At 52.2% G+C, this 18,628-nt stretch carries 24 protein-coding genes; 21 read left to right on the top strand and 3 right to left on the bottom strand.

Annotation, left to right across the window (positions count from 1 at the left end):
- From BLP47_RS06855 to dapF, 10 genes are all read left to right on the top strand, one after another.
- Window positions 1-2,496, top strand: a complete 2,496-nt coding sequence (locus BLP47_RS06855; RefSeq protein WP_091851949.1) for a DNA translocase FtsK — start codon at window positions 1-3, stop codon at window positions 2,494-2,496.
- The gene (pgsA, locus tag BLP47_RS06850; protein WP_091851946.1) at window positions 2,486-3,034 is read left to right on the top strand and encodes a CDP-diacylglycerol--glycerol-3-phosphate 3-phosphatidyltransferase; all 549 of its coding nucleotides are present in this window, start codon (window positions 2,486-2,488) and stop codon (window positions 3,032-3,034) included. Before BLP47_RS06855 ends, pgsA begins: the two co-directional genes overlap by 11 nt.
- Window positions 3,031-3,546, top strand: a complete 516-nt coding sequence (locus tag BLP47_RS06845) for a CinA family protein (RefSeq protein WP_091851943.1) — start codon at window positions 3,031-3,033, stop codon at window positions 3,544-3,546. Before pgsA ends, BLP47_RS06845 begins: the two co-directional genes overlap by 4 nt.
- A gap of 44 nt (window positions 3,547-3,590) precedes the next feature.
- Window positions 3,591-3,902: a helix-turn-helix domain-containing protein gene (locus BLP47_RS06840; RefSeq protein WP_091851940.1), complete on the top strand. Its 312-nt coding sequence runs from the start codon at window positions 3,591-3,593 to the stop codon at window positions 3,900-3,902.
- A gap of 17 nt (window positions 3,903-3,919) precedes the next feature.
- On the top strand, window positions 3,920-4,147 hold the full coding sequence (locus BLP47_RS06835; protein WP_091851937.1) for a DUF3046 domain-containing protein: 228 nt from the start codon (window positions 3,920-3,922) through the stop codon (window positions 4,145-4,147).
- Between the two features lie 149 nt (window positions 4,148-4,296).
- Window positions 4,297-5,376, top strand: a complete 1,080-nt coding sequence (gene recA / locus BLP47_RS06830) for a recombinase RecA (RefSeq protein WP_091851934.1) — start codon at window positions 4,297-4,299, stop codon at window positions 5,374-5,376.
- A 41-nt stretch (window positions 5,377-5,417) separates the two neighbouring features.
- Entirely contained in the window at window positions 5,418-5,903 is a 486-nt protein-coding gene (locus BLP47_RS06825) for a regulatory protein RecX (protein WP_091851931.1), read from the top strand.
- Between the two features lie 11 nt (window positions 5,904-5,914).
- Window positions 5,915-7,375: a tRNA (N6-isopentenyl adenosine(37)-C2)-methylthiotransferase MiaB gene (gene miaB, locus BLP47_RS06820; RefSeq protein WP_091851928.1), complete on the top strand. Its 1,461-nt coding sequence runs from the start codon at window positions 5,915-5,917 to the stop codon at window positions 7,373-7,375.
- Window positions 7,365-8,285, top strand: coding sequence for a tRNA (adenosine(37)-N6)-dimethylallyltransferase MiaA (gene miaA, locus BLP47_RS06815; RefSeq protein ID WP_091851925.1), 921 nt, complete (start codon window positions 7,365-7,367; stop codon window positions 8,283-8,285). The genes miaB and miaA overlap by 11 nt, the downstream gene beginning before the upstream one ends.
- Window positions 8,282-9,151 carry a diaminopimelate epimerase gene (gene dapF / locus BLP47_RS06810; RefSeq protein WP_091851922.1) on the top strand — a complete coding sequence of 290 codons (870 nt, stop codon included), beginning with the start codon at window positions 8,282-8,284 and terminating at the stop codon, window positions 9,149-9,151. The genes miaA and dapF overlap by 4 nt, the downstream gene beginning before the upstream one ends.
- Here dapF and BLP47_RS06805 read toward each other — a convergent pair.
- Window positions 9,129-9,737 (bottom strand): class I SAM-dependent methyltransferase, encoded by a 609-nt coding sequence (locus BLP47_RS06805; protein WP_091851920.1) that lies wholly within the window; start codon window positions 9,735-9,737, stop codon window positions 9,129-9,131. The two genes, dapF and BLP47_RS06805, sit on opposite strands and share 23 nt — an antisense overlap.
- A gap of 36 nt (window positions 9,738-9,773) precedes the next feature.
- Between BLP47_RS06805 and hflX the strand changes: the two genes are divergently transcribed.
- Window positions 9,774-11,207, top strand: a complete 1,434-nt coding sequence (gene hflX / locus BLP47_RS06800) for a GTPase HflX (RefSeq protein WP_091851917.1) — start codon at window positions 9,774-9,776, stop codon at window positions 11,205-11,207.
- On the opposite strand, the gene lexA is transcribed toward hflX, so the two are convergent.
- A complete protein-coding gene (gene lexA, locus BLP47_RS06795) occupies window positions 11,194-11,814 on the bottom strand; it encodes a transcriptional repressor LexA (protein ID WP_091851914.1) in 621 nt (206 codons plus the stop codon). The genes hflX and lexA overlap by 14 nt on opposite strands.
- A 196-nt stretch (window positions 11,815-12,010) precedes the next feature.
- Between lexA and BLP47_RS06790 the strand changes: the two genes are divergently transcribed.
- Genes BLP47_RS06790 through BLP47_RS06765 form a run of 6 tightly spaced genes read left to right on the top strand, consistent with a single transcriptional unit; the run spans window position 12,011 to window position 16,137 of the window.
- Entirely contained in the window at window positions 12,011-12,304 is a 294-nt protein-coding gene (locus BLP47_RS06790; RefSeq protein WP_091851910.1) for a LysM peptidoglycan-binding domain-containing protein, read from the top strand.
- Window positions 12,305-12,334: 30 nt separating this feature from the next.
- Window positions 12,335-13,405 (top strand): histidinol-phosphate transaminase, encoded by a 1,071-nt coding sequence (locus BLP47_RS06785; protein ID WP_091851907.1) that lies wholly within the window; start codon window positions 12,335-12,337, stop codon window positions 13,403-13,405.
- Between the two features lie 30 nt (window positions 13,406-13,435).
- Complete coding sequence (gene hisB, locus BLP47_RS06780; protein WP_091851903.1) at window positions 13,436-14,035, top strand: imidazoleglycerol-phosphate dehydratase HisB; 600 nt, start codon at window positions 13,436-13,438, stop codon at window positions 14,033-14,035.
- Complete coding sequence (gene hisH, locus BLP47_RS06775; RefSeq protein ID WP_091851900.1) at window positions 14,032-14,661, top strand: imidazole glycerol phosphate synthase subunit HisH; 630 nt, start codon at window positions 14,032-14,034, stop codon at window positions 14,659-14,661. The genes hisB and hisH overlap by 4 nt, the downstream gene beginning before the upstream one ends.
- 7 nt (window positions 14,662-14,668) lie before the next feature.
- Window positions 14,669-15,391, top strand: coding sequence for a bifunctional 1-(5-phosphoribosyl)-5-((5-phosphoribosylamino)methylideneamino)imidazole-4-carboxamide isomerase/phosphoribosylanthranilate isomerase PriA (gene priA / locus BLP47_RS06770; protein ID WP_249883318.1), 723 nt, complete (start codon window positions 14,669-14,671; stop codon window positions 15,389-15,391).
- A complete protein-coding gene (locus tag BLP47_RS06765; RefSeq protein ID WP_157671562.1) occupies window positions 15,391-16,137 on the top strand; it encodes an SseB family protein in 747 nt (248 codons plus the stop codon). Before priA ends, BLP47_RS06765 begins: the two co-directional genes overlap by 1 nt.
- Here BLP47_RS06765 and BLP47_RS06760 read toward each other — a convergent pair.
- Window positions 16,134-16,454, bottom strand: a complete 321-nt coding sequence (locus BLP47_RS06760; RefSeq protein ID WP_091851891.1) for a DUF1844 domain-containing protein — start codon at window positions 16,452-16,454, stop codon at window positions 16,134-16,136. The genes BLP47_RS06765 and BLP47_RS06760 overlap by 4 nt on opposite strands.
- A gap of 178 nt (window positions 16,455-16,632) precedes the next feature.
- On the opposite strand from BLP47_RS06760, the gene infC reads away from it, so the two are divergent.
- The 4 genes from infC to BLP47_RS06740 are packed head-to-tail and all read left to right on the top strand — an operon-like array spanning window position 16,633 to window position 18,625.
- The gene (gene infC, locus BLP47_RS06755; RefSeq protein ID WP_091851888.1) at window positions 16,633-17,214 is read left to right on the top strand and encodes a translation initiation factor IF-3; all 582 of its coding nucleotides are present in this window, start codon (window positions 16,633-16,635) and stop codon (window positions 17,212-17,214) included.
- Window positions 17,215-17,223: 9 nt separating this feature from the next.
- On the top strand, window positions 17,224-17,418 hold the full coding sequence (gene rpmI, locus BLP47_RS06750; RefSeq protein ID WP_040324904.1) for a 50S ribosomal protein L35: 195 nt from the start codon (window positions 17,224-17,226) through the stop codon (window positions 17,416-17,418).
- Window positions 17,419-17,441: 23 nt separating this feature from the next.
- Window positions 17,442-17,825 (top strand): 50S ribosomal protein L20, encoded by a 384-nt coding sequence (rplT, locus tag BLP47_RS06745; protein ID WP_091851885.1) that lies wholly within the window; start codon window positions 17,442-17,444, stop codon window positions 17,823-17,825.
- Complete coding sequence (locus tag BLP47_RS06740; RefSeq protein ID WP_091851882.1) at window positions 17,825-18,625, top strand: RNA methyltransferase; 801 nt, start codon at window positions 17,825-17,827, stop codon at window positions 18,623-18,625. The genes rplT and BLP47_RS06740 overlap by 1 nt, the downstream gene beginning before the upstream one ends.
- Window positions 18,626-18,628 lie beyond the last annotated feature (3 nt).

The following is an 18,628-nucleotide window of genomic DNA, read 5'->3' as shown; positions in this document are numbered from 1 at the left end:
ATGGCTTCAAAGACTCCTCCACCTAGGCGCCCGGGCGCTAAAACACCTGCGCGCCGAGCGTCACGCTCTAGTGCAATCCAAAAACCCCAACGAGCTAACTCCGGCGCCATTTTCGCCGGAGGATACATGGCCTTGGCCCATGGCCTGGGAGGATTAATCAGGGCTTTCAGCACTGAGAAACTCCCCAAGGAAGATAGGCGAGATGGCGCGCCGTTCTTTGTGTTTTTACTTTCAGTCTTGGGAGCGTTAGTAGCTTGGTTTTTCATCAATGAAACCTGGGCCAGTTTTTTACATTCCTATAGTTTTGGGATGCTTTTTGGGCTAGTTGCTTTCGCGCTGCCAGCCGTGTTTTTTGTTTATTCTTTCTACTTATTCAGACACCCGGCTTCTGTTAGGGACAGCTCCAGGTTTGCGATCGGCTTTTGGCTGTTTCTTTCGGTAATCTCCGCATTTTTTCACATCTTTGGGGGCACCCCGAGCCCCAACTCAGATGGTGCCGAGGGGCTAGCCAAGGCTGGAGGATTATTCGGTTGGTTAATTGGTGGTCCATTGAACTCGGTGCTGACCGTGTTCGGAGCAACACCGGTTCTGGTCCTACTGGCGGTTATTTCTATCCTTGTCATGACCGGAACCGCTCCCTCGCAGATCAAACCCAGGCTCATCAGTTTCAAGCAGTTCTTATTTGGAGTCTCGACCCAACCTGATATTTCTGACGCGTTTGATGGCAAGACATCGAAGTGGTTCAAGCGAAGCGATAATAATAGCCACGCTTTTGATACCGCGGTGGTGCAAGACATCGATGAGTTTGTCGCACAGGAGTTAGCCCAGCCATACCCTGAGGTAACCCTGGAGGCGGAGGCTTCCAATCTCGAATTTTTGACTCAGGAGGAAAACCTGACTGAGCCGATAGCCCTGATTGAGGGCACGAGCCCAACCAAGCAAAAGCGAACTTACACCTTGCCAAGTTTGAACATTTTGGCTGCCGGCTCCCCTCCCAAATCAAGAAGCGCGGTGAATGACCAGGTAGTCATCGCTATTAATGCCGTTTTCCAAGAGTTCGAAATTGGCGCAAAGGTCTCTGGCTTTTTGCGCGGCCCAACCGTTTCTAGATACGAAGTCGAATTGCAGCCGGGCGTGAAGGTGGAGGCCGTTACAAGGCTGAGTAACAACATTTCATACGCGGTTGCCTCGAGCGAAGTCAGGATATTGGCTCCGATCCCGGGTAAAAGTGCAATTGGTATTGAGATACCTAATACCGATCGGGAAACTGTTTCTCTAGGAGACGTGCTGCGGTCTAAAAATGCGGCCAATTCCACCCACCCTTTGACGATTGGTGTTGGTAAAGATGTTGAAGGGGGCTACCTAATTGCCAATCTGGCAAAGATGCCTCACCTTTTGGTCGCCGGAGCTACCGGCGCCGGTAAATCTTCCTTTGTTAATTCAATGATTGCTTCAATTTTGATGCGGGCGAAACCTTCTGAGGTGCGGATGGTTTTAGTAGATCCGAAGCGGGTGGAGCTGTCGGTCTACCAAGGTGTTCCGCACCTGGTTACCCCCATTATCACAAGCCCCAAAAAGGCTGCCGAGGCATTGCAGTGGGTCGTCAAGGAGATGGACTCGCGCTATGACGATTTAGCGAGCTTTGGCTTTAAGCACATTGATGACTTCAATAAAGCTGTCGTAGCCGGAGACATAAAGGTCCCAGAGGGTTCTAAGCGAGACCTACAGCCATACCCTTATCTGCTTGTAGTGGTAGACGAGCTGGCTGATTTGATGATTGTCGCGCCAAGAGATGTGGAGGATTCAATTGTGCGAATCACTCAGTTGGCCAGGGCTTCGGGCATTCACCTGGTACTGGCCACCCAGCGGCCTTCGGTGGACGTGGTGACCGGCCTGATCAAGGCGAACGTTCCTTCCAGGCTGGCATTTTCGGTTTCCTCGCTTACCGACTCGAGGGTTATCTTGGATCAACCCGGTGCCGAGAAATTGGTTGGGCAGGGAGACGCTCTGTTTTCTCCTATGGGGTCCAATAAGGCTCTGCGAGTTCAGGGCGCTTGGGTCTCCGAAGAGGAGCTCCACAAGATCGTGAATCACGTCAAGGCCCAAATGGAGCCTGAGTACCGTAGCGATGTGACGGCCAGTGCTCCAACTAAAACGGTGGATGCCGATATCGGGGATGATCTCGATGTTTTCTTGCAAGCGGTTGATTTGGTGGTTAATTCGCAATTTGGATCTACCTCAATGCTCCAGCGCAAGCTCAGAATTGGTTTTGCTAAGGCTGGAAGGCTCATGGACCTGATGGAATCCAGGGGAGTGGTTGGACCCTCAGAGGGCTCTAAGGCCAGAGACGTTTTAATAAAGCCCGATGATGTACCGGCACTTTTTGCCAAGGTTTCAGGTCAGACTACAGCGGTATTCGAGGGGGATCTCGGCCACCAGGACGAAGATCCAGATGAAGACGCGTGGCAACTAACCGGTCGAGGCGATGGAAACTAGAGGCTTTTTTTATCGGCAGACGCCGAACCTAATTACCAGTTCAAGAATCCTGGTGGTTCCTTTTGTGCTGTGGTTGATTTTGACCCAGTGGGATTCAATGTGGATGCGGCTTATCGCACTGGCCCTATTGATTTTGGCCGCTTCGACAGACGGCATTGATGGCGCGATTGCGCGCAAGAGAAACCTGGTCACTAATCTTGGGAAGATCCTCGATCCAATAGCCGATAAGGCCCTCCTGTCGGGCTCCCTGGTGGCTCTTTCAATTCAGGATGCGGTGCCGTGGTGGGCCACTATTTTGATTTTGGTTCGAGAGTTCGGCATTACTATTTACCGTCTCGCGGTCTATAAAAGGCGCGTAATTTCTGCCTCTGGCGGTGGGAAGCTCAAGACTGTTATCCAGATTATTGCGGTTTCCATGGCTCTGGCACCGTTTGACTTTCTCGGTGCTTGGTTCGAGTATTTGACCACCGGCATGATCTATCTGGCCGTGGCGCTTACCCTGTACACCGGCCTGCAGTACCTCAGGCCTCAAAGATGACTCTGATTGAGCGCTTAGAAAAAAAAGGGCTTTTTCTGGCAATCGCCGAGTCGGTCACCGGGGGTCTTATTTGCGCAAGGCTGATTGACACACCCGGTGCCTCCAGAGTGGTCTTAGGTGGAATTGTCGCTTATCAAAACGATGTGAAGCAAAATTTGCTCGGGGTTCCAAGCGAGCTCCTGGCAAAAGTGGGCCCGGTTGACTCAAAAGTTGCCATGATTATGGCCACTTCGGTGCGCGACAAGTTTGCTCTTGCCAATACTAAAAACATCTCCCGGGTCATTGGGCTTTCTTCCACCGGAGTGGCCGGTCCAGACCCGGTTGGCCGAAGCGAGGTCGGCGAGGTGTTGATTGGTTTTAGCTCCTCCAGAGGCGCTGGTCATCGAGCGTTTCAATTCCAGGGCGATCGAGAGCAGATAAGGTCGCAATCCCTAGCTGCGGCACTTCTGGTATTGGGGGAACATTTGGATGAGTTTTGGGGTTTAGAGTCAGGAAACAGTCAGATACATTGAGTATCTTTTTAGTCCACAGGATAAGTTAGAGGCATGGTGAAAACTTGGTAATTCTTAGGTTAGAAATTGGAGATGTCTTGCGTTCGCACAGGCAGCGACAGGGCCAGACCCTAAGGCAGGTGGCCGCGAAGGCATCTGTGGCTTTGGGATACCTTTCTGAAGTCGAGCGTGGCCAAAAAGAGGTTTCCTCAGAGATTTTGGCTTCGGTAGCCGAGGCGCTTTCCGTTCCACTTTCTCTGGTCATGCGCGAGGTCTCCGATCGAGTCGCTGCGCTTGAGGGCATCTACATAGATGACACCTACATTCCAGACACGGTCCCAGATGCATTCGTGACCGAAGTATCGCTTTATTCCTAGACCCAACTTCATTTCAATTGAAACTAAGTCAATTTCACGAGCTGATAAATGACGAGTTTGGTGCTGGGTTTTCGGGTGTCATAGCCTCGGACACCAGGCTCACTGAACTTAGAGACGCGACCCCCAACGAACTACTGAGCCAAGGCGAGGATCCGAGAGAAATTTGGCTGGCCATCTGCAGGCACTTGGATGTGCCCAAGGAACGTTGGCAAGGGAAATTGGCGACTAAAAGACACGCCGAATAAATTCATTCGAAATTTTGTTCGAACGCCTAGTGTTTTACCAGCACAGGATTTTGAGAGTTATCCACAGATTTTGTTGGTGGCATCAAAATGTTGGCGGCACAGCGTAGCTTCATGGGTATCAACGGCCCATGAGCCAGAAAGAGGTCTAAATGCCATCTCCATCCGAGCGTGAAAAAGCACTAGAAACTGCACTAGCTCAAATTGATCGTCAATTCGGCAAGGGCTCAGTTATGCGCCTTGGCACTGAGGAAAGATCACCAATTGAGGCAATCCCGACTGGCTCAATAGCGCTGGATGTTGCTTTGGGAATTGGCGGCCTGCCAAAGGGTCGCATCGTAGAGATTTATGGACCCGAGTCTTCGGGAAAGACGACTCTGGCCCTGCACGCCATTGCTAACGCTCAGCGCAATGGTGGCGTGGCTGCATTTATTGACGCGGAACACGCTCTTGATCCGGAATATGCAAAAAAGCTCGGTGTGGACATCGATGCCCTTTTGGTCAGCCAGCCTGATACTGGTGAGCAGGCCTTGGAAATTACGGACATGTTGATTCGTTCCGGCTCGATAGATGTAGTCGTCATCGACTCTGTAGCGGCCTTAGTGCCACGAGCCGAGATTGAGGGCGAAATGGGAGATTCACACGTTGGCCTGCAGGCCCGATTGATGTCCCAGGCGCTTCGAAAGCTAACGGGCGGGCTAAGCAATACAAAGACCACTGCAATCTTTATCAACCAGTTGCGTGAGAAAATCGGCGTCTTCTTCGGGTCTCCAGAAACCACATCGGGAGGTAAGGCCTTGAAGTTCTATGCCTCCGTGCGGCTTGATATCAGAAGAATTGAAACCTTGAAGGACGGAACGGACGCAGTCGGTAACCGTACGCGCGTGAAGGTGGTTAAAAACAAGCTCGCCGCACCTTTTAAGCAAGCCGAATTCGACATCATGTTTGGTGAGGGTATTTCTCGTGAAGGTAGCCTCATCGACTTTGGTGTCGATCAAGAAATCGTAAAAAAGTCGGGCGCTTGGTACACATTTGAAGGTGAGCAACTGGGTCAGGGGAAGGAAAACTCCCGAAGGTTTCTCAAAGAGAACCCGGAGATCGCCAACACTATCGAGCAGCGCATCAAGGTGAAGCTAGGTATTGGAGTCCCACGTCCAGTCGCTGACCTTCCAAAAGAGGAAGTCGAACTGCCCGTGGTGACTAAAGTCGCCAAAGCGGCGAATGACGGCTAGCCATCCGCTATCAAAGTAAATCTCCAGCGGTAGCGAGTGAGATGGCAAGCGAACCCTCGGATGAGAAGTTGGAAAAGCGGGCCAGGAACGTCCTGCTTTACCAAATCTCTCGGAGCATGAAGACCAAGCAGCAGCTGGCTCAAATACTTGTCAAGCGCGAAATCCCAGATCATGTGGCGCTGCCGCTTCTAGATCGTTTTGAAGAGGCTCAGCTGATAAACGACGCCGAATTTGCAAGGGCATTTGTGGTTTCAAAGTTGGCCACGGGTGGGAAGTCGGCAATGGCTCTAAGGCGTGAGCTGAGACAAAAAGGCGTTGCCGATGATCTAATCGCAGAGGCTCTTTCTGATCTTGATCAGGAGCAGGAGCAGCAGATTGCCAATAAGTTGGCAATCTCAAGATATCAGCGTTTATTGAAACTGGAACCGGATGTGCGCTACCGGAGACTCTCGGGCTTCCTCATGCGTCGCGGCTTCAGTTCTGCAATAACAACTCGTGCAATTCGCGAAGCGCAAGCTTCAGGGTAAAATCATTTTCAATGTCCCTAACTTATGAAGTTCGCACCTACGGGTGTCAGATGAATGTTCACGACTCTGAGCGCATCTCTGGCCTTCTCGAGTCCGCTGGATATGATAAATTTAGTGATGGCGATCCGGACTTAGTGGTTTTTAATACCTGTGCCGTGCGAGAGAATGCCGACAATAAGCTCTACGGGAACCTTGGGATGCTGCTTCCGAAAAAAGAGGCCAACCCAAACATGCAGATCGCTGTCGGGGGTTGCCTGGCCCAGAAAGACCAAGACGTAATCATTCAACGTGCGCCATGGGTGGATGTTGTCTTTGGGACCCACAACATGGGTTCCCTGCCAGTTCTGCTGGAGCGAGCTCGACATTATCAGGAAGCGCAAATCGAGATTCTCGAGTCGCTTGAGATTTTCCCATCAACGCTGCCAACTAGAAGAGATTCTGCTTATGCCGGGTGGGTCTCGATTTCTGTGGGCTGCAATAACTCCTGCACCTTTTGCATTGTGCCCTCGCTTCGAGGCAAGGAAAAGGACCGAAGGCCCGGGGACGTATTAGCGGAGGTCAAGGCGCTGGTTGAGGACGGAGCCATTGAGGTCACCCTCTTGGGGCAAAATGTGAATACCTACGGGGTCGAGTTCGGCGACCAGGGTGCCTTTGCTAAGCTTCTGAGGGCCTGTGGCGACATTGAAGGTCTAGAGCGAGTGAGATTCACCTCGCCACACCCGGCCGCCTTTACGGACGATGTGATTGAGGCCATGGCTCAGACGCCAAATGTTATGCCCCAGCTTCACATGCCAATGCAATCTGGATCCGACCGGATTCTCAAGGCCATGCGCCGCAGTTATCGTTCCGATAAGTACTTGGGCATATTGGATCGCGTGAGAATTGCAATTCCGGATGCTGCGATCTCCACAGACATCATCGTGGGCTTTCCTGGCGAGACCGAAGAGGACTTCCAGCAGACCATAGAAGTTGTCAAGGCGGCAAAGTTCTCTATTTGCTATACCTATCAGTACTCAATTCGTCCCGGAACCCCCGCCGGTGAAATGGCTGATCAGATTCCCAAGGATGTAGTTCAGGATCGCTACGAGCGCTTATTGCAAGTGGTTAATCAGGTTGCCTGGGAGGAAAACAAGCAGCAAATTGGAAAACAGGTCGAGGTCTTGGTTGCAAATGGTGAGGGGCGCAAGGACGCCAATACCAATCGATTATCTGGGCGAGCTCGGGATAATCGTCTGGTTCACTTCGAGGTTCCCGACTCAGAGGCTAGGCCAAGACCGGGGGATGTCGTGACGGTTACCGTGTCGCAGGCAGCTCCCTACCACCTGATTGCCGATGGTGGAAACTATCAGCTGAGACGAACCCCTGGCGGGGATGCTCATGACAGAAGAGAGCTAGAAAGTTGCGGAGTTCCGGCGGTGGGTTCGGGCAAGGTTTCGCTCGGTCTCAGCGTGAAGGCGGCAATTGAGTTTTGATGTAATCGCGGTTTTAGGCCCAACTGCGAGCGGCAAGTCTGAGTTGGCAATTGATATTGCAACCCGGTTTATCGAATCCGGTCAGCCAGCTGAGGTTGTAAACGCAGATGCTATGCAGCTTTACAGGGGTCTTGATATCGGTACTGCGAAGCTCGCTCCGGAAAAGCAGCGCGGGGTCAAGCATCACCTAATCGGAGAAATCAGTCTTAGCCAAGAGATGACTGCGGTCGAGTATCAGGGTCTGGCCCGTTCTAAGCTGACCGAACTGTTAAAAAGCGGCATCCAACCGATTTTGGTTGGGGGAAGCATGTTTTACGTTGCCGCCGCTCTGGATCAATTGGAGTTCGCGCCGACTGACATTGAGATTAGGTCCAGATTTGAAAAACTTCGGGAAGAAATTGGCGTTTTCGAGCTGCATAAAATTTTGGAGCAAAAAGATCCGGTTGCAGCATCCAGAATTCCGGCTCAGAACGCCCGGAGAGTTATCAGGGCCTTGGAGGTTATTGAAATAACCGGAGTTAGTTATTTGTCTGCGCTGCCCCAGCCAGAATACTGGAGACCGACAATTCAGATTGGCATCTCTGTTGACCGAGACATCCTCAAGGCGCGTATCCAAAAAAGAGTTTTACACATGTGGGAGCAGGGGCTAGTCGGGGAAGCTAGCGGCATCCTTCAGCAGGGCTGGGAGCTTTCGAGAACTGCCAGAATGGCAATCGGTTATTTCCAAGCTTTTTCCCAACTTGAGGGAAAGCTGACCGAACAAGAGGCTCAACTTGAGACCATATCGCTGACCAATCGATACGCCAGAAGGCAAATGTCCTGGTTTAGGCGCGATAAGAGAATTAATTGGGTGAATTCTTCAGATACTGTGATTGAAGATGCGATGAATCAAATTAGGCTGACTCAATGACCATCACATTCACAAAGGGCCACGGCACCGGCAACGACTTTATTTTGATTCAGGATCTGGCGGGGCAGATGGCTCTGACTGAGGCGGAGATTCGGAAGCTTTGTGATCGACATTTCGGCATTGGCGCGGATGGGTTAATTTTTGCCGTTCGGACCGAAAATTCAGCTGAAGTCAGGGGGCTGCTCGAGCAAGAGCCGAACGCTGAGTGGTTCATGGACTATCGGAACTCTGATGGGTCTAAGGCCGAAATGTGTGGCAATGGGATTAGGGTCTTTGCCCGTTACCTACTGTCTAATTCACTCGCTGAGCTGACCGATGGCAGCACTTTGCCAATAGCTACAAGAAACGGCATCAAAGACGTCACGGCGACAGCTTCTGGATTCGCGGTGGATCTTGGCCGTTGGGGAGTCACTGAGACCGAATATCTTGTTCGCGTGGGAGGTCTGGGTGTAGCTAGGCCGGGACTTGCGATAAATCTTGGTAACCCCCACATAGTCGTAGCTTTAGCTGACCAAGAGGAACTCAGCTCTCTAGAGCTTTCGAAGGCTCCAGTTTTAGACCCCGAGGCCCCAAACGGTGCCAACGTTGAGTTCGTAGTGCTTGATGAACCGCTTATCAAAGAGGGTGTCGCCTCGCTCACCATGAGAGTGCACGAGCGTGGAGTGGGCGAGACAATGAGCTGTGGCACAGGTGTCGCCGCCGCCGCTTTGGCCATAAGGCACTGGGCTGGTAATGGTCAAAATTTCTGGAAGGTAAGGGTGCCGGGCGGAGAGGTCGCCGTTCGAATGTTTGCCACCGAAGACGGTGAGCATGTTGGCATAAGCGGAGCTGCAGAGTTGGTGTTCACCGGGTCCGTAGAGCTCTAATAATCCGATAACCCTTTGCAGTATTGACCCTCTCGACACTGAAATTCTCGAATGAATCGGCGATCCACTGCTGCAATGAATCGGCCCCTAGTTGTTTTTGAACCACGAGCATTGCAACGCCGTCAATTGCGAGCCTCGGAAGCCAAGCCTGCAAAAGCTCATGGAGAGCTTGTTTTCCAATGCGAATTGGTGGGTTTGACCAAATAGCTTGAAATTCTAAATCGTCTGGGACATCGAGCGCCAAAACTGGATTGATGTTTTCAACATCGCTGCGCTTGGCGTTCTCCATGGTGAGTTCAAGGCTTCTATTATTCACATCCAATGCGTAAACAACCGTGTTTGGATTCAGCTTTGCTATTGCTATCGATATCGGACCCCAACCGCAACCCAGGTCCAGGACGTTGCCGCTTTTGGGGAAGTGACGGTGTTCTTTCAGAAGCACTCTGGTTCCGGGATCGAGTTTTGTTGCACTGAAAGTCCCACTTGCTGCCGTGAGCGAAAATTCAACCCCACCAACTTCGAACTCAACATCGCTTGTTCTCTTAGAGCTTTGGGGGTCTGAGCTGAAATAATGCTGCGCGACCATGACACAAACCTAATGCAGGCCTAGGCTTTTAGAACAATGGAATCTGAATCCACGATTGACCGCATTCTCCGGCGCGGAGCAGCCGCCCCCGAGTCTGAATTTGATGGCGACCAGCTAGATCTTGAAGAGCGCGAATCGCTCAGGCGAGTTCCGGGGCTGTCTACCGAACTTCAAGACATCACCGATGTCGAGTACCGGCAACTTCGTTTGGAGAAAGTGGTCTTAATCGGGGTCTGGGGTAGCGGAACCATCACCGACGCCGAAAACTCGCTCAGAGAGTTAGCCGCCTTGGCTGAGACCGCCGGCGCTGAGGTGCTGGATGGGGTCCTTCAAAGAAGGCCGAAGCCGGACCCAGCTACCTACTTTGGTAAGGGTAAGGCGCAAGAATTATGCGAATTAGTGGCAGCGCTAGGCGCTGACACTGTAATCGCAGATGGGGAATTGGGCCCGTCCCAGCGTCGCGCGCTTGAAGATGTCGTCAAAATCAAGGTGGTCGATCGCACCGCGATTATTTTGGATATTTTTGCGCAGCATGCCAAGAGCCGTGAGGGCAAGGCGCAGGTCGAGTTAGCCCAGCTTGAGTATCTATTGCCCCGGTTGCGTGGTTGGGGTGACTCAATGTCAAGGCAAGCCGGTGGTCAAGCCGCGGGAGGTGTTGGTATTGGCTCTAGGGGGCCAGGTGAGACCAAGATTGAGCTCGATCGGCGCCGCATCAATACCAGAATGGCCAAGCTCAGGCGAGAGATTTCCTTGATGAAGCAGGCTCGTGATGTGAAGCGCTCCGCTCGTGAGAAATCCAAGGTGCCACAGGTGGCGATCGCAGGATATACAAACGCTGGTAAATCCTCACTTCTGAACAGGCTCACTAAAGCCGGGGTGTTGGTCGAGAATGCTCTTTTCGCAACTCTTGATCCAACAATTCGCAAGCACCAGACACTGGATGGCCGCGAATACACCCTTGCCGACACGGTTGGTTTTGTTCGAAGCCTCCCGCACCAGCTGGTCGAGGCTTTCAGGTCCACACTTGAGGAAATATCGGCAGCTGACCTGATTATCCACGTGGTGGACGCCACAGACCCGAACCCCATGGGTCAAATAAAAACCGTGAGGGCTGTCATTAGAGATGTCGAAGCATCGGCTATTGAGGAGCTCGTGGTTTTTAATAAGTCAGACCTTATCTCTGAGGCAGATGCGGTGCTGCTCAGAGGTTTGATTCCAGGCTGCCTGTTGATTTCCACTCGCACAGGATTGGGAATTAACGAACTTGAAAAGCGCATCGCGGAGTTCTTGCCGAGGCCAGATGTTGAGTTTTTTGGCCTGATTCCCTATGACCGGGGCGATTTAGTCTCTAGGACCCACCTCAGTGGCAAGGTGTTGAATTTTGAATACGTTGAAGCAGGGACAAAGATTCATGCGTTGGTGCGACCAGATTTAGCGAATGAGTTGTCGGGCTTCGCTACACGGCCCTAAGAACCGCTACCACTTTGCCCAATATCACAGCGTGATCCCCAAGGATCGGTTCAAAAGCTGAGTTTCTAGGAAGTAACCAAGTGTGGCCATCTCGCTGTTTGAAGGTCTTTACAGTTGCTTCCTCCTCGAGCATCGCCGCCACTATATCTCCGTTTTCGGCGGTTTGTTGCTGTCTTACGACTACCCAGTCGCCGTCGCAGATGGCTGCATCAATCATTGACTCTCCGACGACTCGCAATAAGAACAAGTCGCCCTGACCGACTAATTGCCTTGGTAACGCAAAAACATCTTCGACATTTTGCTCAGCTGTGATCGGTATCCCGGCGGCGATTCGGCCAACTAGGGGAACCATTGCGGCGTCTGCCCTGAACATTTCGGTTTCCGTTTCTTCGCCCAGAAGGTCAATGGTGCGTGGGCGACGGGGGTCCCGGCTTATGAAACCGAGTAATTCGAGCTTATTGAGTTGGTGCGAAACGCTTGCAGTGGATGAGAGTCCTACCGATTCGCCTATTTCGCGCATTGATGGTGCGTAGTTGCGATCATTCATTGATTCGCGAATCACGTCAAGGATTCTTCGCTGCACAGCGCTGAGATTAGTGGTGTCCATGCTTGACCTTCCAAAATGTATGAGGGTATCGCTTTACTACTTATGTCGAAACTGTATTCGCAAGTGCACCAAGATTCAAACACATTTTCGATGATTCCGAGAAAAAATAGAGAATATATCTTGCTTTAGTGACATTTATCTCTACAATTAGAACAAGTGTTCGAAACAAATAATCGATTTGAAAGCGAGTCGGAAGATGACTGCAATCACAAAGTATCGAATTACCAACCCCCGCAAGCTTTTTCGTGGCTTAGCAATTGTGGTCCTGACTGCGGGATTCGCGGCCTCCAGCATCACCGGTTCGATGGCTGGATCGGGTTCCACGGGCGAACTTGAATTCCTAACCGTTACAGCCGGAGACTCGCTGTGGGGACTCGCCGCGGTGCACGCTCCCAAAGCGGATCCCAGAGACTGGATTTCCGAGGTCGTGCTTCTAAACGCCCTAGAGTCAGTCAATCTCGAGCCGGGTCAAAGAATCGCTTTGCCCTAGACCCTAGTTTTTATTAGCTACCCTTAGAGAGTGACCGACTTCAACCAAATCCCGCTCAGACCTGACCTGAAGGGTCAGGTGCCCTACGGCGCACCTCAAATAAACGTCCCAGTGGCTCTGAATGTGAATGAAAATACATTTGGAATTCCCGAGGTGGTCGCCTTGGAGATTATCCAGCGTCTTGCCGCTGAGGTGATTGGCCTGAATCGCTACCCTGACCGGGAATTCATGCAGCTCAGGGGTAAGTTAGCGGACTATCTGGGTTTTGGTCTAGCGCCAGAGCAACTATGGGCTGCAAACGGCTCCAACGAGATTCTTTTGCAGGCCTTTCAAGCTTTCGGTGGTCCAAGTTCCAGCGCGATTAGCTTTGGACCGACCTATTCGATGTATCCCAACATTGCGCGCATCTCTCTCACTCCTTATGAGGAGTTTGAGCGAGAAGCGGATTTTGAACTGAGTGCAGACTACGTAGCCGAGAAGATCAGGGATTCGAATCCGGGGATTGTCCTACTCTGCTCTCCAAATAATCCAACTGGGACACCTATTTCGCTGGCTGTTATTGAGGCCGCCTACCAGGCGTTTGATGGAATCCTGATTGTCGATGAGGCCTACGCGGAATTCTCAGCAGAAGAGTCTGCACTTTCGCTGCTCTCAGGAAGGCCGAGGTTAATGATCTCGCGCACCATGAGCAAGGCGTTTGCTTTTGCAGGGGCGAGAGTGGGCTATGTGGCAGCCGATGCAACAGCAATTGACGCATTACGCATAGTGCGCTTGCCATATCATCTTTCCTCGCTGACTCAGGCGGCTGCTCTTGCAGCGCTTTCTTTTTCAGAGCTTTTGCTCGAAAATGTCGCACAAATCAAGGGGCAACGCGATCGGATAATCCAGCAGGTCACCAAGATGGGACTGCGCGCTTTTCGGTCAGATTCGAACTTTGTTTTGGTTGAGGGTTTCCAGGATTCAAACGAAGTGTTCGAGAAGCTTCTAGAGCGCGGGGTCTTGATTAGAAACGTTGGAATACCCAACACTTTGCGGTTCACTGCCGGCACCGAGTCGGAAACTACAAAACTGCTTGCGGAATTAGCCATCATGCTTGACTAAACTTAGAGCAATCCCAACTAAAGGTTTCGAATGAGTCGCACAGCAAAGCTATCTAGGTCAACTTCTGAGTCCCAAATATCGCTTGAGCTGAATCTCGACGGCACTGGAATCAGCGAGATTTCTACCGGAGTTCCGTTTTACGACCACATGTTGACCGCTTTGTCAAAGCACTCCCTTATTGACCTCAAGGTGGAGGCGACAGGCGACGTAGAGATAGATGCGCACCACAGTGTTGAAGATGTGGCAATTGTTTTCGGCCAAGCACTTAGGGAGGCACTCGGGGACAAGTCGGGGATAGCTCGTTACGGCGATGCGACTGTGCCTCTGGATGACGCGCTTGCCAGGGCTGTGGTCGATGTCTCTGGGAGGCCTTTTTTGGTTCACAGTGGAGAGCCGCAGGGTTTTGAATTTCACCTAATTGGTGGTCACTTTACGGGTTCGCTAGTGCGCCACGTTTTCGAAGCAATTGCTTTGAACGCGGGGATTACTCTGCACGTCACCCTTTTAGCCGGCCGGGATCCGCATCACATTGCCGAGGCCCAGTTCAAGGCACTGGCCAGGGCGTTGCGCAAGGCGGTTGAAATGGACTCACGTGTCAGTGGAGTGCCCTCCACCAAGGGAAGTCTTTGAGTAAAAAAGTCGCTGTTTTCGATTACGGCAGCGGCAACATTCACTCTGCCCTAAAAGCGCTCCAGGCCGCGGGCGCAGAAGCTATCCTGACTGATGACCCAGTAGTTGCTCTTGAGGCGGATGGGTTGGTGCTTCCCGGAGTTGGAGCTTTCTCGGCGGTGATGCAAAAACTGAAAGCCAAGCAGGTCGATCGCCTGGTGGATAAAAGGCTGGCTGCAGGGAAGCCGGTCTTGGGAATTTGCGTTGGCATGCAGGTGATGTTTAGCTCCGGGGATGAGCACGGTGACTCGGCGGAAGGCTTGGGGCAGTGGCCGGGAGTAATCGAGCGTCTTGAAGCCCCGCTTCTCCCACACATGGGTTGGGCAACTCTTGAGGTTGATGAGGGCTCCAAGCTGTTTAGGGGGATTGAGAACGAAATGTTTTATTTTGTCCATAGCTATGCGGCCAAAAGATGGGAATTGGACATCATTCCCCCCTTCGTGCCCGCCGCACTGAGCTGGGCCACCCACGGCGAGCGTTTTTTGGCTGCAGTGGAAAATGGACCACTTTCGGCCACTCAGTTCCATCCCGAGAAATCGGGTGAGGCGGGACTCAAGCTTTTGCAAAACTGGATCAAGACCCTTTAGGAGCATCGTGAAACTAGAACTTTTACCCGCAGTTGATGTGGCAAATGGCAAGGCGGTGCGGCTAACCCAAGGCGAGGCTGGTAGCGAAGAGGATTTCGGTCACCCGTTAGCGGCCAGCCAAGATTGGATATCTCAGGGCGCAGAGTGGATTCACCTTGTGGATCTTGATGCAGCCTTTGGTAGGGGAGAGAATCGAAGCGTGATTTCCGAGGTGGTGCGGGCCGCGGGGGTTACCAAGATTGAGCTTTCGGGTGGCATTCGTGACGATGCGTCTTTAGAGGCAGCGCTATCGCTTGGGGCGTACAGGGTCAATTTGGGCACGGCGGCGCTGGAGAATCCAGACTGGACCGCTGATGTTATTCAAAAATATGGCGATCAGATTGCGGTTGGGTTGGATGTCAGAGGCAGTGTTTTGGCAGCCAGGGGTTGGACTAAAGAAGGCGGAGACTTATTTGAGGTTTTGGAGCGCTTGGAACAAGCCGGCTGCGCTCGCTACGTGGTGACCGATGTGACCAAAGACGGCACGCTTCGGGGGCCAAATATAGAGCTTCTAAAAAAGGTAATGCAGCACACCGATAAGCCGGTCGTGGCCTCTGGAGGTATCTCGACTTTGCAAGACATCCACGACTTGAGGGAACTGGTTCCTCTCGGCTTAGAGGGCGCCATCTTGGGCAAAGCACTGTATGCCGGAAGATTCACTCTGACCCAGGCTCTAGAAATTGCCAACTAGTGGCCTTTGATAAGTATCACGACTCAGCGGGAGTTCCTTGGCAGGGACGCGAGTTTCAGTCGAACAGTTGGGCTGGTGATGACGGCAGCGCTCCTGATGAACTAGCGTCCGCTTTGAGCCAAGTGCCATTGGATAAGGCTCGTTTGGTCGCGGTGGTCTCGAGAACTCGCCTATTGATACCACTTCTAGCAACGGTTGGTGAGACGCAGATGGGCCCACACGGCCTGCTGGTTGAAAAAAGTGCTGACCTCGGGATTGTCGCGGTGGCAACCCCTGATGGTAAAACGGCGATCCCCGCTTTTTCTTGCACCAATGAGCTCACACTTTGGAATTCCAGTGCTCGTCCGGTTCCGACCCCGGGCGCAAAAATCGCCTTGGCAGCTGCCAGCGAGGGGCACGAGCGAGTGGTTATCGATCCGGCTGGGGCGCGAATTGCGTTGCGAAAGACCTGGCTGCCGGCGATTGCCCAAGGTCTAGCTTGGTTGCCACCACATTTGAATCCGCGAGTCTTGGAGCTTATTTTGGCCGTGGCCAAGGGGCAGCAGGTCATTAGGGCTGTTGAATTACTGGATGGCGATCCCAAGGGAACACTCGAGGGTAATGAGCTCATAATCCAGGTTGCACTTCAGCCTGGTCTAGATTCGGAAGCATTACAGAATATGCTGGGCGATTTCAGCGGCCAATTGCAATCTCAAGAGTTCTTGGCCCTGGTTGACTCAATTTCTGTGCGATTGGTGCCCGCCTAGTTCACCGGTCCGGTGAACTTTTCGCCCGGGCCCTTGCCTGGTGCATCCGGAATCAAGGAAGCTTCCCGAAAAGCAAGTTGTAGCGAGCGTAGGCCATCTCTTAGCGGCCTAGCGTGCTGATCGCCAATCTCAGGTGCTGCTGCGGTAATTAGGCCGGCCAAGGCGGTAATGAGTTTTCTGGCTTCATCCAAATCGGCGGGAGTATCTTCTGCAAGCCCGCATTGCACCGCGGCGGCGCTCATGAGGTGCACGCAAGCGGTGTTGATAATCTCTACCGCAGGAACTTCTGCGATATCGCGAGATAGATTTTCGTCCAAGATTCCTCTTTCATTTGGGAAATTGCTCTGCTAGGCTACCTGAGGCTCCGGGCTAATGCTCGGTAAGAAGTGGATTACGATCCCACCTTGCAATCGCTAAATAGATTGACTGGGTTTGAGAGTTTTTGTTTCTATGCGCATTCGCGCGGGCTAAAACGAATACCTAGAGGAGCAAGTTATTAGCGATCCGCGCATTAACGACCGTATTCGCGTCTCAGAGGTCCGACTAGTTGGACCAGCTGGGGAGCAGGTTGGCGTAGTTGCCATCGATCAAGCACTGAGATTGGCCCGAGAAGCAGACCTCGACTTAGTCGAGATTTCTCCCGGTTCAGTTCCTCCAGTTTGCAAAATTATGGATTACGGCAAGTTCAAATACGAGGCAGCGCAAAAGGTTCGCGAAGCTCGCAAGAATCAGGTCAACACAGTTCTAAAGACGGTGCGCTTCGGTCTAAAAATCGATGATCACGACTTTGAAACCAAGGTTGGACAGGTTCGAAAATTCCTCAAGGCTGGCGACAAGGTGAAGGTCATGGTTGTCTTTCGAGGTCGCGAGCAGTCTCGTCCAGAAATGGGTGTGAGACTGCTTCGCCGACTCAGCGAAGGAGTAACCGAGTTCGGAATCGTGGAGTCAAACCCATCTATCGACGGCCGCAGTATGGTCATGGTGATTGGGCCGCTAAAGAACAAAGCAGAGGCCAGAGCCGAAGCTAAAAAGGCTCAGCAAAAAGCCGAACCGGCTTCAGCTACAGAAGATAAATAAGGAGACATCATGCCGAAAATGAAGACCCACTCGGGCGCCAAAAAGCGGTTCCGCTTTACTGGCAGCGGCAAGCTGATGAAGCAGCAAATAAACATGCGCCACAACCAAGAGCACATGTCCTCCAGGCGCAAGCGTCGCCTGAACGCCGACCAGGTTGTGTCACCAGCAGATTTCAAGAAGCTAAAAAGGCAGCTAGGCCGCTAGGCCAGCGAGAAAAGGATTAGATCATGGCAAGAGTAAAAAATGCTGTCAACTCGCACAAAAAACGTCGCACAGTCTTGGAGCGCGCTCACGGTTACCGTGGTCAACGCTCACGTTTGTACCGTCAGGCCAAGCAGCAGTTGCTGCACTCCTACGTTTATGCATACAACGACCGTCGCAAGAAAAAGGGTAATTTCCGCAGGCTTTGGATTCAGCGCATCAATGCTGGTGTCCGCCAAAACGGCATGACCTATAACCGTTTCATCCAGGGCCTAGCGCTCGCCGGCATTGAGGTGGATCGTCGCATCTTGTCAGACATGGCAATTCATGATTCCGCCACCTTCTCCGCAATCGTGGCTCAGGCCAAGGCTGCTTTGCCCAAGGACGTGAACGCCCAAAAGGTCAGCTAATGATTCAGGACCCGAGCGATGCAAGGGTCCGGTCGATAATTCAACTCTCACAAAAAGACGCCCGGTTTGAAACCGGGCTCTTTTTGCTTGAAGGACCCCAGGGTCTCAAGGAATTAGTTGAATCTCCGGGTCTTGCTCACGAAATTTTTGCCACAGAGCTGGCTCAAGACCGTTACGACAATCTGCTGACTGATCTTGAATCAGAAGGCATCAAAGTGACCTTGGTGTCAGAACGAGTCATGACCAAAATCAGCGACACTAAGACTCCTCAGGGAATCGTGTCGGTTCTCAGTCACCTCGATGTCACATTGGACGAGTTATTGGCCACCGAGCCAAAGCTCTTGGCTATTTTGGATAAAGCGAGAGATCCGGGGAATGCTGGGACAGTGTTGCGTGCAGCGGATGCTGCCGGGGCCGACGGCATCATTTTTACTAAAGAGTCGGTCGATCTTTATAACCCAAAGGTCGTTCGGTCAACTGCCGGAAGTATTTTGCATCTCCCTTCGGTGATAAACCAGGATCCGGTTGAATTGATTGCTGAGCTGCAAAAGCGCGGGATTCAAGTGTTTGCTGCGGCTTCGGGTGGCGTGTTAATTAATCAAATTTCGGATGAAGTTATGGCTAAGCCGACGGCCTGGATATTTGGTAATGAAGCGCATGGGATTGCGGAAAATCTTCTCGAACTTTGCGATCAGGTGGTTGCATTACCCATTTATGGCTCAGCCGAATCGCTGAATTTGGCCACTGCCGCATCGGTCTGCCTGTACGCATCAGCTTTTCAAATGAATAGCAATCGCTAAACT

This window comes from Candidatus Aquiluna sp. UB-MaderosW2red (assembly GCF_900100865.1).
Lineage (GTDB): Bacteria > Actinomycetota > Actinomycetes > Actinomycetales > Microbacteriaceae > Aquiluna.
The sequence above is the reverse complement of the archived record's forward strand: the minus strand, read 5'-3'. Positions and strand labels throughout refer to the sequence as shown.